Genomic DNA, 14,948 nt, shown 5'->3' with positions numbered 1-14,948 from the left:
CCCTCCTAAGCTATTGTGCTGTATATCCACCATCTAAAATTAGTGCTTGCCCAGTGACACCCTTTGCCATATCACTCGCTAAATAAAGGGCAAGACCCGTAATTTCAGTTACATCGAGCAGACGTTTTTGAGGAACGAGGGGATAAAGCACTTGCTCCAATACTTCGGCTACTTCTATCCCCCTCGTTTTAGCTAAATCTGAAAATTGTTGACGTACTAAATCTGTATCCACATATCCTGGGCAAATCGCATTCACTGTTATTCCGTTAGTGGCAACCTCTAGCGCTGCCACTTTTGTTAGACCAATAACACCATGCTTTGCTGCATTATATCCAGCCTTACCTGCAAAACCAATAACACCATTAATAGAGGCCATATTAATAATACGTCCATAATTATTCTTTTTCATATGTGGTAATGCGTACTTCATGGCTACAAAAGGTGCAACTAGCATTACCTTCTGCATGGATTCGAAGATTTCTGTTGCGAAATCCTCAATTAGAGAAACATGTTGAAACCCAGCATTATTTACTAAAATATCTATAGTCTCAAATTTCTTAACAGTAAAAGCAATCGCATCGCAAATTGCCTGTTCATCTGTTACATCACATGTGTAGGCTGTTAGTTGAGGATTTTGTTGGATTGCCTCTTGTAAAAGATCTTTATTCTTATCAGTAATGACCACATGCGCACCTTGTACAGCAAATGCTTGAGCAATGGCAAGACCAATGCCACGAGCTGCACCTGTAATAAATACAGTTTTTTCTTTCAAACATAGCCCCTCCCATTCTTGTACTAGTCATTATTGCTTGGAAACGCAAATGTAGAAGCTGATGTAGTATGACCAGTCATCCAACGCTCTGAAATTGTTTTTGTTTTTGTAAAGAAGCGTGCCTGATCTGGTCCAAACATATGTCCTTCACCAAAACGAGAACCTTTAAATCCAGCAAAATTATGATATCCAACTGGGATTGGAATAGGTACATTTACACCAACCATTCCAACATCTATTTCTGTTGTAAACTTACGTGCTGCAAGTCCATCATTGGTAAAAATTGTTACACCGTTCCCAAGCTCATGTTGATTAATAAGTTGGATAGCTTCCTCTAAAGAATCAACACGTACAACATTACGAGCTGGGCCGAATATTTCTTGTTCATAAATTTCCATCCCTGGTTTTACATTATCGAACAATGTTGGGCCAACAAAAAAACCTTTCGATTCTTTTACAATATCAAGATCTCGGCCATCACAAACAACTGTCGCACCCTCAGCTTCTCCTCGATTAATCGCAGCAATTATTGCTTCTTTCGATTGCTGTGAAATAACTGGACCGAAATCTGTTTCTGCGTTTGTATAGGATCCAACTTTTAAGTTGGCGATTTTTTCCTTTAAAATTCCGACAAGTTTATCTGCCGTATCCTTTCCAACAGGCATAATCGTTGAGATAGCCATACAACGTTGAGAAGCCGCTCCATATGCTGCGCCAATAAAGGCGTTAGCAACCTGCTCAAGATCAGCATCTGGCATAACAACCATATTATTTTTACCACCACCTAGTGCGGTCACTCTTTTTCCGTATTTGGCACCCATTTCATAGATGTACTTAGCAACTGGTGTTGATCCAACAAAAGAGATTGCCTGTACAGCCGGATTTTCTAATAGTTCATTAACCGCATCTTTATCGCCATTTACCACAGTCCATATCCCGTCAGGTAATCCAGCTTTTTTCCACAGTTTACTTACATATAAGGAAGTCATTGGAACACGTTCAGATGCTTTTAACACAACAGCATTTCCAACAGCAACAGCCATACTTGTTTGTGCTAAAGGCACCATAATTGGAAAATTAAAAGGTGAAATAGCTGCCACTACACCTAAAGGGTACTTTGCTGAATAAGCATTAATTTCGCCACCAACATTTACGGAATACTCCCCCTTCATTAGGTGTGGCGCACCGATGGCTAAATCAATGGACTCCAAACCACGTGTAATTTCCCCCTTGGCATCTTCCAAAGTTTTACCGCTCTCTGTACAAATAATTTGCAACAGCTCCTCAATATTTTCAGTAATAAGGTTGCGGAACTTTAGCACAATCTCAGCACGTTTAGACACTGACATATCTCGCCATTGCGGAAATGCTGCTTGTGCCTTTTCAATAGCCCCTCGTGTTTCCTCAGCTGTCGCTAGTGGTACCTTAGCAATTACATCACCAGTTGTTGGATTGAATACTGAACCAAAACGACCACTTTTCCCATCAACTAGCTCCCCACCAATAAAATGCGTTAATGTTTTAACCTCTTGTACTGTTGTCATATTGTTGTCCTCCTTTAAATCGTTTAATTTTACATGCTTCAATAGCAAGATATTATCCAATTATTTCGTAGCGGTCTTTTCGTCAGATGCTTTCCGACTATTTTGAAAATTTAATAGCTATTGCTTCTTAAAGTAAATTTTTTTCGCCTACTATTGTGAGTTAAAAGTAATTCGCAGATTGAAAGACTATCTACACAATTGGATACTTTTCATAACAATAATCACTCTTTCTGCAATATATTTTATTGTTCATATACTAGGCACTAGTCAATTCTAGCGATTTATCGTAACATGAATAACAAGATATATTAGATGACCAAAGTCATTGACTGCGGTCAATTAAATCATAATCAAATAAATCCCATTCCGTCAATTATAAATTTAATATTTCTGATATTTTAGACGGAAATTTTTTTTTCGGAGGATGTGCAAGAAGCTATGGAAACACTAACTAATAGAAAAAAAAAAGCATTGGAAACAAGAGAGAGGCTATTAAAAACTTCTTTAGAGCTCTTTAATAAACATGGGTTTGAGCACGTCTCCATTGATCAAATAACAAAGGCATGTCATGTATCAAAAGGAACATTTTACACGCATTTCCCCTCTAAATACGATGTGATTTTAGAAAAATTTAAAGAACTCGATAGTTTTTATAGTACTGTAGAGAAGACCATTAACCACTCCTTACCAGCAAGTGAAAAAATATTAATATTGTATCAAGAACAAATGAACTATTTAACAAATGTTGTAGGTAAAGATTTGCTACGGACGGTATATACTGCTGCGATGACAAATCAAGTGGAACAAGACCATTATTTAATCAGTCCACAACGAAAAATTTTTCAAATTATCAATTCATATATTGTGGAAGGAGTTCAGCAAGGGGAATTCCGACAAGATTTACAAGTAACACAAATGCAGACAATTATTCAGCGCTGTATGCGGGCAAATGTCTATGATTGGTTAATTCATAATGAAGATTTTGATTTAGCTACCCAGATGGCACTATTCACAGCTATCGTATTGGATGGAATGAAATTAAAAAACAAATAATCATCTATAGCTGTCTTATTAATGTTCGAGTGTCTCTGGACTTCAGTTTCGCTCGGGCTTCCCACTTTTTCGCTCGGCTCACCCACTTTTCTGCTCAGCCTCCACTCTTTTTCGCTCGGCTCCCCCTCTTTTCTGCTCCGCCTCCACTCTTTTTTTCGCTCAGCTCACCCACTCTTCTGCTCAGCCTCCACTCTTTTTCGCTCGGCTCGCCCACTTTTCTGCTCCGCCACACTCTTTTTCGCTCGGCTCACCCACTTTTCTGCTCCGCCACACTCTTTTTCGCTCGGCTCGCCCACTTTTCTGCTCCGCCTCCACTCTTTTTCGCTCAGCTCACCCGCTTTTCTGCTCACCCCCATTCTTTTTCATTCAATTCTCTTCTTCCATAATCCTAGAAAAAAATAGTAGCACTTCACAATTCATGAAGTGCTACTTAATGATCATTATTAACTTACAAAATATTGTTCAACTATGGTTTCTACAGGTAAAGGCTTGTTATATAAGTAGCCTTGCCCTTTTTGGCATCGATGGCGTTTGAGGAAATCAACTTGGGAGGGTTCCTCGATTCCTTCTGCAACGACCTCTAAGCCTAAATTATGAGACATTGAAATAATGGCCTTGATAATGGCCTCGTTCTTATCATCTTTGGCAATGTCTGCAATAAATGATTGGTCAATTTTTATAATATCAATCGGATAGCGCTTTAAATAACTTAAAGAGGAATAGCCAGTACCAAAATCATCAACTGATACATAGACACCTAATTGCTTCAATTCCGTTAAAATAGAAAATGTTTCATGAACATTGGTCATGGAGCTTTCCGTAATTTCTACTTCGAGTAATTTAGGCGGGACATTGTATTTTTTTAAGGCTTCCTCAATCTTTCGAGCAAAATTTTCTTTTCTAAATTGCTTTGGTGAGATATTCACAGCAATTCGTACCGGACGATAGCCTTTCATTTGCCACTCCTTTTGATAGCGGCATACCTCATCAATTATCCAATCGCCAATCTCAATGATTAAGCCTGATGCCTCTGCAATGGGTATAAATTGTGCAGGTGATACAAAGCCAAATTTACGATTATTCCACCGTAACAATGCCTCAAAACTATTGATACTATTATTCGTTAAATCCATTTGTGGCTGTAAATGAATACTTAGCTCATTAAATTCGATAGCACGTCTTAAGTGCGCTTCCATTAATGCCTCGTTAGGAAAAACAGTTATCATATCTTCTCGGTAGTAACGATAGTGTGAACGTCCATGCTCTTTTACAGAAAATAAGGCTTTATCTGCTTTACGGACTAGAGTCTCTAAATCCTTGCCATCCGCTGGGCTAAGGGAAATACCGATGGATACACTAATAAAATATTCCTGTCCATCAATCATAAACGGCTGTTTAAGAGCATCTAATATAGCATTTGCTGTTTTTTCTATTTTATTGATGGTTGCATCTTTTAGAACAAAAATAAATTCATCACTGTTATAGCGATAAAGAGAGCACTTTGAGTAGCACAGTTCACGAAGTCTATGACTAAACATACGCATCAGCTCATCTCCCTTACTTTCACCAAGGGATTCATTAAATTTTTTAAAGCGATCAATATCTACTAAAATAAGTGCAGCTTGTTTATTTTCATGCTTTTTATCATTTAAATGATGCAGCCAATGCTCTTTAAATGCTTTACGGTTCCAAATACCCGTTAACTCATCCATTAATGCTAGGTAATAAAAAGATTCTTGATCATTCATAAAGCTATTGGCATCTTTTACAAATAAATGTACACCAATAATTTCACCATTAAAGTAGGTTGGATGAGTCTTTAAATAAAAAGGTTCATTACTTAGCAATTGGTCTTTAAGCAAGCATTTAGGCATACCAAAAGCAGAACCCTCAACAGTTTTTGCAAATAATAATTTGAATTCATCGATATACTTACTTTCTAATAATGAAAAAATATTTCGTCCTACCAGGTTGTGATGTCCACTTGATAAGAGAGTAGTGGCAGCAAAGTTCTGATGTACAATACGACCTTGAACATCAGTTGTTAACACAGGACTCACATATTGTTCCACAAATTGCAAATAAGGCGCCACATCATTATGTGTCTCACGTAAAATAACTGCCACAACTGATTTTTCTAGATGCTGTACATTGACAATAAATGTTTTTACTTTGCTCCCTGTACAAATCTCTAGTTTTAGATCCATGTTTAGTTCCTGCTGTAATATTTCCGATATTTGCAGCCAGCATTGCTCTGGAAAAAATTGCTCGGCATTGGTGGCATTCACATCCTGTAGCTCAATAAATGATGGTAGTTTATCGTTAAAATTAACGACTTCAAACGCTTTTGTATCAACTTTTCTCAAACATACAACTGCATCAAAAGGATTAAGCTGTATGACTTGTTGATAGTCTGCAAATGGCGCTACACTCTCTTTATATTTTTCCATTATATCCCTCACTAAGTAGCGTGTTTGCTTTATTCTTCGTCTAGCGTAGGCTTTAGTGCATCCTTTAAGAACATTTCTTGACTATTAATAGGATCTTCACTTCGATCAAACTCTTTGTAATGATATTTGCCATTAGAATCTTGAATACGAGCTTTGGCTGTATCTTCAAGTTGTGCATTCATGATGTTAATAATACGAGCTTTTGCTTCACTTGCATATACAGGGAATAAAATTTCTACACGTTTAATCATATTGCGTGTCATCATGTCCGCTGAAGATAAATAGACTTTGTTTTCCCCATTATGATGGAACCAATAAATACGAGAATGTTCAAGGAAACGGCCAACAATACTAGTTACAGTGATATTGTCACTAATGCCAGGAATACCTGGTCTAATACAACAAATGCCACGAATAATCAGCTCTACTTTGACACCTGCAATGGATGCCTCATATAGCTTCATCATTAAATCTTTATCTGTTAGTGAATTCATTTTTGCACGAATAAAACCATTCCCATACTTCTTATGACACGCTATTTCCTCGTCCATCAAACGAATAAATTCATCTCGAATATCGAACGGTGCCACAACTAAATGATTAAAAGTAGGCTTCTCTGTATAACCGCTTAAATAGTTAAAGAAGTTAGTGGCGTCAATACCAAATTCCTTATCTGACGTTATTATGCCCATATCTGTATAGATTTTTGCAGTGGCATCATTATAATTTCCTGTACCTAGATGTACGAAGCGTTCAATTTTTCCGTTACTCCGACTTACAACAAGCGTTATTTTAGAGTGTGTTTTTAAATTGTTCATACCATATATAACAAGACAACCAGCCTGTTCAAGTTGCTTTGCCCAATGCACATTATTTTCCTCATCAAAGCGAGCCTTTAATTCAACTAAAACCGTTACTTGCTTGCCATTTTCAGCTGCCAGCTTTAATGCCTGTATAATCGGGGAATTCCCACTTACTCGATACAATGTTTGTTTAATAGCCAATACATTCGGATTTAGTGCCGCTTCTGAGATAAAATCGACAATAGGAGCAAAGGACTCATATGGATGGTGGAAAAAGATATCCTGCTGCAGTGCCTTTTCAAAAATATTTTCATCAGATTGTAAATCTAAAGGAGGCTGCGGAATAAAGCTCTCATATTCTAAATGCTCTCTACCAACTGATATGCCCTTTACAAAAGAGAACATAAATGTTAAATCTAATGGTCCGTCAATATGAAAGACATCTGATTCCTCAATTTCAAATTCATCTAGTAGATAATTGAGAACTTCCTCATTCATTTCACCTTCACGTACTTCAAGACGACTTCCAACGCCCCATTTACGCTTTTTCAGCTCTTTCTCAATTTCAACCAGTAAATCCCTTGCTCCTTCTTCATGAATGGTTAAATCGGCATTACGTGTTAATCGGAAAGCTTGTGCTGATTTAACACTATAGCCATAAAAGAGCTTTTCTATATGGGCTACTATCACGTCTTCTAGAAGGACAACGACTGATTCTCCTTCTGCAGAAGGAACTTTAATATAACGATCTAATACAGATGGTACCTGTACAATCGCTACTCTTTCACGACTTTCTAGGTCTGTCTCATCCTGCTCTAATAATACAAGTAAATTTAATGTTTTACCGAGCAATGTCGGGAAAGGACGATAGGCATCTACTGCAACAGGTGTCAGCACAGGGAAGATTGTTTCTGTAAACATTTCATTGATAAATGCTTTTTGTGTACTATTTAAATCTTTGATGTCTGCTATATGTACATTATGTTGGGGTAATAAATCATAGATTAAATGTCTGTATACTTCTGTTTGGCGACGCACTAATGCCTGAGTACGCTCTGCAATTTTGGCAAGCTGCTCTTTTGGTGTTAAACCAGACTTATTTTCTGCCTTATGGAAACCTGCACGTACCTGATCCTGTAAACCTGCTACGCGAACCATGAAAAACTCATCTAAATTCGAGCTAAAAATTGCTAAAAACTTTAGACGTTCTAGCAGAGGATTATTAACATCCTCTGCTTCTTCTAAAACTCGTTCATTGAAGGCAAGCCAGCTTAATTCACGATTATTATAATATTGAGGCTTGGCAATTTCCTCTAATAATCGACTTTGTGTTTCTGAAACTTCCTCGTCTAGCTGATTATTCGTCAATTCAGTTGTCATCATTAATCAACCCTTCTTCAATAAAGTTTATTTTTATCGGTATCTTTAATGCACGTTCAAGATGCTTCTTATGCCGATTTGCTTGATATTTTTCAGCAGCAGCATGATTTTTCACGTATATACCGAGCTGTACATAATCCTCTTCATTGTGCATTTCAATAGCATGTACTATTTTTCTTTTAGAGACATTTAAAGCATAAATAAATTTTAATAGTGCTCCGAAGTCTCGTATTTTCCGGTATTCTTCACGCCCTAGCCAGTCTTCAAATGGAGCTGCAAATCGCTGGTAATAATCTCGATTTTTATAAGAAGCCAGCAGTGCTAATTTCACGCGTTCCTTGTGATTTAATCCATCTATAGATTGGTTTGCTAGTAAATAAAAAGTATGCTGACTTGCAGAGCTTAACTCAATATATTCGCCAATATTGAATACTTTCGCCGCTTTCGTCAATAATTGCAAATCATTTGGATTATATTGTAAATATTTCAAATGACAGCACTCACGATATAATTGATCACCTAAATGCATTAAATAGTCGACCTCGTCTTCAGTTCGACCATACTGACGTGCTAATCTTCTAGCGTTTCCCTCAAATACATTGTATTTATCGTAGGCACTCGGATCCGTCTGTAATATGCGTTGGATAATAAGCCCCTCACGTAAGCCCTTTTTCGTTAGTTGGAACACATCACTTCCAACAACCTCCATTAGAACGCGAAAAACTTCTAAAGCAGGGACAATGATATCGGCTCGATCTGCAGAAAGTCCGTCTAATTGTTTCAGATCATTAAAACTCAAATCTCCTAAAAATACACTAAGGTCATCTAAATTTCCCTTCGACATTTCATAGCCATGGACACTTGCAATCGGATAGTCGCACTTTTGTTGATGAATTTGAGCAATATTTCGTGCACTTCCACCAATAGCGATAATCGGTAATCCGACGTTTTGAATCCATGAAAGTGTTTTAAATTGCCCTTTGATAAATGCAATGAGCTCTTTTTTTTCACTGCTATTAATGATGTCACCTTTAACAAAGCGCTGCTTTAAAGACACTGTACCGAATGGAAAACTGAAAGACTTCTGAAGTTCTTTGTTTTCAAATAGTGTAATTTCAGTACTCCCACCGCCAATGTCAATGGTTACAGCAGATTTAGTCCCCATTGAATGAGCTACTGCAACAAAGCCAAAGTAAGCCTCTTCTTCCTCAGATAAAAGGTCTATTTGTATGCCTGTGACTGCCTTCATTCGATCAATAATTTCAGCTCTGTTAGTTGCTTGACGTATGGCCGCTGTTGCGGCAGCTTTAACATCAGTCACTTCAAAATCGTCTAGCATTGCTTTAAATGTTAGTAATGTTTCAGTCAATACTTGTATGCCTTCCTCAGACATTTCTCCAGAGGGTTGTAAGAATGTACGTAAACGTGCAACTGTTTTAATATTTCCAAGTTCACGAAGTCCCTCTTCTTTATCGTATAGATACAATACTAATCGAATGGTGTTAGAACCAATATCGATAATCGCCGTTTTTAACTCATTCAAATAATCACTTCCTTAATGCCTACATGCAAATGCACAGTCTTATTTTGTTCTTGGCACATTTATCTATACAAAAAAGTCGGACTCCCTTGCTAGGCATCCGACTTTCTTTCAGTTATTAATGATACGTTCAGGATACCCATTATTAATATTGTGAAGTACCTTTTCAACTCTATCCAATATTGACAGTAAATCTATAAAATCAGCTGGTCTACGCGTAAAATAAGCTCAGCAATTTCTGGTTTACTGATTTGATCCTCTGCTCCTACTTTATCACCTTTATGGCGAAGATCGTCTGTAATTAAGCTTGAGAAGATAATGACAGGGAGCTTTTGAAGATCTGGATGTTCCTTGATTTTTCTTGTTAAATGATGCCCATCCATTTGTGGCATTTCAATATCAGTCACCACTAATTGAACATGCTCGGATACATCGCCTCCACCTTTAACAATGGATTCTAAGTACTCATAGGCATCACGGCCATTTTCGAAAAATTCGACATTAACATAGCCTGCTTCGTTCATCGTATCAAATAATAATTTACGTAATAACGGTGAGTCTTCAGCAATCAAAATACGTTTTTCAGAGCGCTCACGTTGACCAAGCTTTTTAACAGATTCTACACTAATACCTGAATCTGGATTAATGTCCACCATAATTTTTTCGAAATCTAGCAGCAGAATCATTTGCTCATTTTGTTTAATAACACCAATTACTTGTGAGGTACCACCTTGATACATATCTGATGGCTTCTCAATTTGATTCCATGAAATTCGATGAATCTGTGTAACATTATCGACATGGAATACAACACGTTGTTTATTAAATTCTGCAACAATATATTTTTGTTGAGGATTGCGCTCTGAATGTTGAATACCTAAAACACGAAGCATATCAACTACTGGTAATACCTCACCTCGTAATTGAATAATCCCCTCTACATGCGGGTGCGCGTGTGGAATAAATGTTACTGGAATCGGTTGAATAATTTCTTTTACTTTAATAACGTTTATACCGAATTTATTGGTAGCCACTTCAAATTCAACGATTTCTAGCTCATTTGTGCCACTTTCTAATAATATACCTTTTTGTTCCAAAGCAACCCCGCTCCTTTCTGTTCAACTTCTTTTTATAATTCAATTGTATCATAGGCAATACATTTCTCCTACTTGCTATTTCCATTTTTATCATGAACTTTTAAATGTACAAATAGACCGATCACCGTCATTACAATTAATGTGGAGAGTGCTACTCTACTTGCTAGAGTGCCATAATCTTTCATCCATAATGTAACTGTCCCATAGACTACTGGTCCAATGATGGAGGATACTTTACCTGAAAATGCAAACAACCCAAAAAATTGCCCACGTTTTTCATCTGGTGAAAGTTCAATAATATAGGTTCTTGAAGTTACCCACATCGACCCTAGTGAAATGCCAAACATGCTTCCTGCAATCCAGAACATCCACTGCTCTGTCGCAAATACAGCGAATGTTAGAGCAATAATCATTAATAATGCCACTAATGTAATTGCTCGCTTAGCACCAACTGCTTTTGTAATGTAGCCAAATGCAAGTGAGCCAATAATTGTCGACACAGTAGATACTAAATAAAGGACAATAAATTGACCTGATGTAAATCCTACAATTGTTTTGGCATAAACCGCCATCATCGCAATAGTTGTAGCAATAGCATCATTTAAAAAGAAATACGCAATCATAAAAGTAAAAATGGCTTTGTATTGCTTCATATCCTTAAATGTTTGAGCAATTTCTTTATAGCCATCTAAGAATTTTATTGATTTACGCTGCGCCTTAGGAATTGGTGTATCTTTATTAATAAAAAATAATGGCAATGAAAACAGTAAGTATAAAATAGCTGTTGGTATAAATGCGCGATGAAAATCTGAATTTCCAACATATAAATAAACCAGTAAGCCAAAAATGGTACCTAAATAGCCAATCGCTACACCATATCCAGAAATAAGGGGCATTTCCTCTTTTGTCCCTAAATCACCCATCATAGAATCATAAAATACAAGACTTGAATTAAAGAAGAATTTAGCTATAACAAAGCTGACCACCACTAAGAACAAGCTCAAAGGTACACCTGAAAATGTGGTTGTTGTTTGCAAATCCGCAAAAATGCCCATCATAAAAGTAAAGAAAATTGATATAGATGCAAACCAAACGATAAATCGTTTTTTATATCCTGTTTGATCAATCCATACACCGAATAATGGCGAAAAGACAACAAGGAAAAAACTGGCGACGGCATTGGCATATGAAATAAAAGTACTCGCCACTTGCTGCCTCACTTCATTGGTTCCTAAGACTTCATCCATGTAGAATGGAAAAAATACAGTGTTTATATTGGAGGAAAAAATCGTATTAGCAAAGTCATAAAATGCCCAAGATAAAATGGGTAGTGATAGGTACAATGCCAATTGATTTCGATGCTGTGTTTCACCATGTTGGCTTTGTCTCATAAAACCCCTCCTCTTCTCTCTTATATTAGTAAATTAATTCCCCTTTGCGATAAAAAATACCTTTTATTTAAAGAAAAATAACACGTCTTTACATGCTATTTACAAAAAAGAAGTCACCTCATAAGCTTTTTGAGATGACTTCTTTTCATGTAAAGCTAGAAAGCAGCACAACATCTGTAAGGACTTCCATAAGGGTTGGGAGTCGAAACTCGGTGCAATTCCCATCCAAGTGACTTTTTTAACTATAATATATATTCAAAATTACGACACTGTAAATGATAATAAACGCTAAGTTCACGATAACACAAACTATATTTAAGCGCCATGTGTGATGCCAAAAAACACTAAAAAGCCATGCTATGATAAGGTTAGCTATAACACTTGCACTATGCGTATATACCAATTCTAGCATATTTGGTCACCGTGGCATTGCGATTCTAATAAGGGTCATCCATAAATGAAGTAGGTTAACATTCCATCAATTTCGCCTTGGCGTAATTGCGTCCGGATTTTGAATTGTGCCCAGGCCTGCACGAGGCAGGTCAGTTAGCCATTTTCGCAGGATGCGAAGGTTTTAGGCTAACATCCTTTTATTCATTCCTTTAAAAATCCGTGACACATGCAAAACCCTATCTGCTAGCAAAAAGAATACCCAAGCCCCTCGCTTGGATATTCATTCCACTATTCTTCGATATTTACCCACATGGAAGACCATTGCTCAATTGCCTGAAGAACAGGCGCAAGTGCATGTCCTTTTTCTGTTAGCTCATATTCAATCACTACTGGTGTTGAAGGAATAACTGTCCGTGTCACAATTTGCTCAATCTCTAATTCTTTTAATCGTTCCGTTAACACCCTGCTGCTAATTCCTAGCTGATTTTTGATAGCTGAGTACCTTTTAGGTCCTTCTAATAACTGATAAATAAGCAGGGTGTTCCAGCGATGATTCAATATGGTTAGCGCCTTTTCAAAGCGTGGACAAATTTTTTTTTGCTCCAATCTACTTGCCTCCATCGTCATCTTTTCTTATTTAACAGTATATCATTTTTTCAAAAATCAGTTTTAAAAAATAAAACTTAGTTACTTGACAAAAGTTGTTTTTAAAAATAAACTAAGTTACGAAATGTAAGTGAAAGGAGATAGTTAAAAAATGCAAAATATTGGATCAACTATTTTACGTGTCGTACTCGGCATTATTTTTGCAGTTCATGGATATCAAAAATTTCAGGGTGGTATTAGCTTTACAGCTGATTATTTTAGTTCCCTAGGAATTCCTGGCTTTATGGCTTATGTTGTAGCTATCATCGAATTAGTGGGTGGAGCTGCGATTATTTTAGGCCTAGGTACAAGACTTTTTGGTGCTTTATTAACTGCAACAATGGTAGTGGCTATTTTTACAGCGAAGCTTAGTGTTGGTTTTATCGGAGAGAATGGATTGGCAGGCTATGAATTAGACCTAGCTTTAGGTGCCATTGCTTTATACTTTGCGCTTGCTGGGGCTTCTAGCTTCTCTTTAGATGCAAAGCTTTTTGAAAAAGAGTAATGTTATCCGCAGCTTTCTATTTTCTGTGTGGTAGTGAGCAGCATTATAAGAAGAAAACCCGAAGTATCCCTTACTATAAGGTTATACTTCGGGTTCAGTATTATATTATAGATAAGCTTTTAAAAGCGCCTGCGTACCATTCTCGCCATAGCCCTCTTCAATAAGCTTCTCATACATTTCATAGGCAAGTGTTAAACCTGGTAACGATATCCCCATTTTTTTAGATTCATCTAAAGCAATTTTCATGTCCTTGACAAAATGTTTAATATAAAAACCAGGTGCGTAGTCATCTTTAATCATACGAGGTGCTAAATTACTTAAAGACCAGGATCCAGCAGCACCAGACACAATCGATTGTAATACTGTTGATAAATCAAGTCCGGCCTTTAAACCGTAAGCCAATGATTCACATACACCAATCATCCCAGAAGCAATAACGATCTGATTACACATTTTAGCATGCTGTCCTGCACCGGCTTCACCTTGATAAACAATATTCTCACCAAAATGCTTCATGACTACTAATACTTTATCGAATGTAGCCTTGCTACCACCAACCATAATGGATAATGTACCATTTTGAGCACCAATATCTCCTCCAGAAACAGGTGCATCTAACGCTTCTACCTCAAGCTCTTGAGCATGGTTAAAAATTTTCTTTGCTAATGTCGGCTCTGAAGTAGTCATATCAATCAAAATATTGCCTGTTTCAGCAGATTGAAATAATCCATTGTCTCCAAAATATACTTCCTCTACATCTGAAGGATATCCAACCATTGTGAAAGCTATATCCTTATTTTTAAATGCCTCTGCTGGTGAGCTAGCCCAAGTTGCACCTAATGCCACAAGTGGTTCAGCTTTTTCTTTAGTTCTAGTGTAAACCGTTACTTCATGACCATTGTGTAATAAATGCTTAACAATACTAGCGCCCATAACGCCTGTACCAATAAATGCAATACGTTCTTTTCCCATATGTAGCGACTCCTTCATTATCTATGCTAGCCACCAATTGAAAACCAATGATTAGCACTTATTATTATGTTTTCAGTGTAGTGGAATAAGTGCAATAATTCAAACTCTTCTTATATGACTTGTTCTAAAAAATCATGGTTGAGCATATATACGAATAAATCAATTTCGCCTTGGCGAGGCTTTATCTTCATTCAGTAGGTGTTTGACTGAAAAGGAACCAAAACCTCATTCATCTCACCACCTATAGAGGTGAAAGTCTTCTGCTGAATGAAGATAAAAAAGAGAGCAAGTGATTGGGGTATCACTGCTCTAAAGGGGGAAATGAGAATGTTGCTGTGTTCAATTTAAGTATTCCCCATTAAATGTTTTTTAAACATCATTTTTAAAGTTTATACTCTGAATA

The 14,948-nt window shown here is 37.0% G+C and carries 12 protein-coding genes; 2 read left to right on the top strand and 10 right to left on the bottom strand.

Going from position 1 to position 14,948, the window contains the following annotated elements:
* Window positions 1–10 precede the first annotated feature (10 nt).
* Together AC1RNS_RS16640 and AC1RNS_RS16635 are read right to left on the bottom strand one after the other, a co-directional pair.
* Window positions 11–772, bottom strand: coding sequence for a 3-hydroxybutyrate dehydrogenase (locus tag AC1RNS_RS16640; RefSeq protein WP_492994259.1), 762 nt, complete (start codon window positions 770–772; stop codon window positions 11–13).
* Between the two features lie 23 nt (window positions 773–795).
* Window positions 796–2,316: a CoA-acylating methylmalonate-semialdehyde dehydrogenase gene (locus AC1RNS_RS16635; RefSeq protein ID WP_492994257.1), complete on the bottom strand. Its 1,521-nt coding sequence runs from the start codon at window positions 2,314–2,316 to the stop codon at window positions 796–798.
* 438 nt (window positions 2,317–2,754) lie between these two features.
* Between AC1RNS_RS16635 and AC1RNS_RS16630 the strand changes: the two genes are divergently transcribed.
* Window positions 2,755–3,369, top strand: a complete 615-nt coding sequence (locus tag AC1RNS_RS16630; RefSeq protein WP_492994255.1) for a TetR/AcrR family transcriptional regulator — start codon at window positions 2,755–2,757, stop codon at window positions 3,367–3,369.
* Between the two features lie 164 nt (window positions 3,370–3,533).
* Here AC1RNS_RS16630 and AC1RNS_RS16625 read toward each other — a convergent pair whose 3' ends face one another.
* The 7 genes from AC1RNS_RS16625 to AC1RNS_RS16595 all read right to left on the bottom strand — a co-directional run bounded on the left by AC1RNS_RS16625 (window position 3,534) and on the right by AC1RNS_RS16595 (window position 13,029).
* Window positions 3,534–3,665, bottom strand: coding sequence for a hypothetical protein (locus AC1RNS_RS16625; protein ID WP_492994254.1), 132 nt, complete (start codon window positions 3,663–3,665; stop codon window positions 3,534–3,536).
* Window positions 3,666–3,812: 147 nt separating this feature from the next.
* Window positions 3,813–5,819: a putative bifunctional diguanylate cyclase/phosphodiesterase gene (locus AC1RNS_RS16620; protein WP_492994253.1), complete on the bottom strand. Its 2,007-nt coding sequence runs from the start codon at window positions 5,817–5,819 to the stop codon at window positions 3,813–3,815.
* Window positions 5,820–5,848: 29 nt separating this feature from the next.
* A complete protein-coding gene (locus tag AC1RNS_RS16615) occupies window positions 5,849–8,002 on the bottom strand; it encodes an RNA degradosome polyphosphate kinase (protein WP_492994316.1) in 2,154 nt (717 codons plus the stop codon).
* Window positions 7,992–9,545 carry a Ppx/GppA phosphatase family protein gene (locus tag AC1RNS_RS16610; RefSeq protein WP_492994251.1) on the bottom strand — a complete coding sequence of 518 codons (1,554 nt, stop codon included), beginning with the start codon at window positions 9,543–9,545 and terminating at the stop codon, window positions 7,992–7,994. The genes AC1RNS_RS16615 and AC1RNS_RS16610 overlap by 11 nt, the downstream gene beginning before the upstream one ends.
* A gap of 191 nt (window positions 9,546–9,736) precedes the next feature.
* Complete coding sequence (locus AC1RNS_RS16605; protein WP_492994249.1) at window positions 9,737–10,639, bottom strand: chemotaxis protein; 903 nt, start codon at window positions 10,637–10,639, stop codon at window positions 9,737–9,739.
* Window positions 10,640–10,707: 68 nt separating this feature from the next.
* Complete coding sequence (locus AC1RNS_RS16600) at window positions 10,708–12,030, bottom strand: MFS transporter (protein ID WP_492994248.1); 1,323 nt, start codon at window positions 12,028–12,030, stop codon at window positions 10,708–10,710.
* A gap of 681 nt (window positions 12,031–12,711) precedes the next feature.
* Window positions 12,712–13,029: a winged helix-turn-helix transcriptional regulator gene (locus tag AC1RNS_RS16595; RefSeq protein WP_427544979.1), complete on the bottom strand. Its 318-nt coding sequence runs from the start codon at window positions 13,027–13,029 to the stop codon at window positions 12,712–12,714.
* A gap of 151 nt (window positions 13,030–13,180) precedes the next feature.
* Here AC1RNS_RS16595 and AC1RNS_RS16590 point away from each other — a divergent pair, with 151 nt between their 5' ends.
* Window positions 13,181–13,573, top strand: a complete 393-nt coding sequence (locus AC1RNS_RS16590) for a DoxX family protein (RefSeq protein ID WP_492447321.1) — start codon at window positions 13,181–13,183, stop codon at window positions 13,571–13,573.
* Between the two features lie 105 nt (window positions 13,574–13,678).
* Here the strand turns inward: AC1RNS_RS16590 and AC1RNS_RS16585 are convergent, their stop codons facing one another.
* Window positions 13,679–14,545, bottom strand: a complete 867-nt coding sequence (locus AC1RNS_RS16585) for an NAD(P)-dependent oxidoreductase (RefSeq protein WP_492994246.1) — start codon at window positions 14,543–14,545, stop codon at window positions 13,679–13,681.
* Window positions 14,546–14,948: the final 403 nt, after the last annotated feature.

The sequence above is a fragment of the Lysinibacillus sp. GW821-FHT14F06 genome (assembly GCF_058803665.1).
Note: the sequence above shows the minus strand (reverse complement) of the source record. Positions and strands in the feature narration are given on the sequence as shown.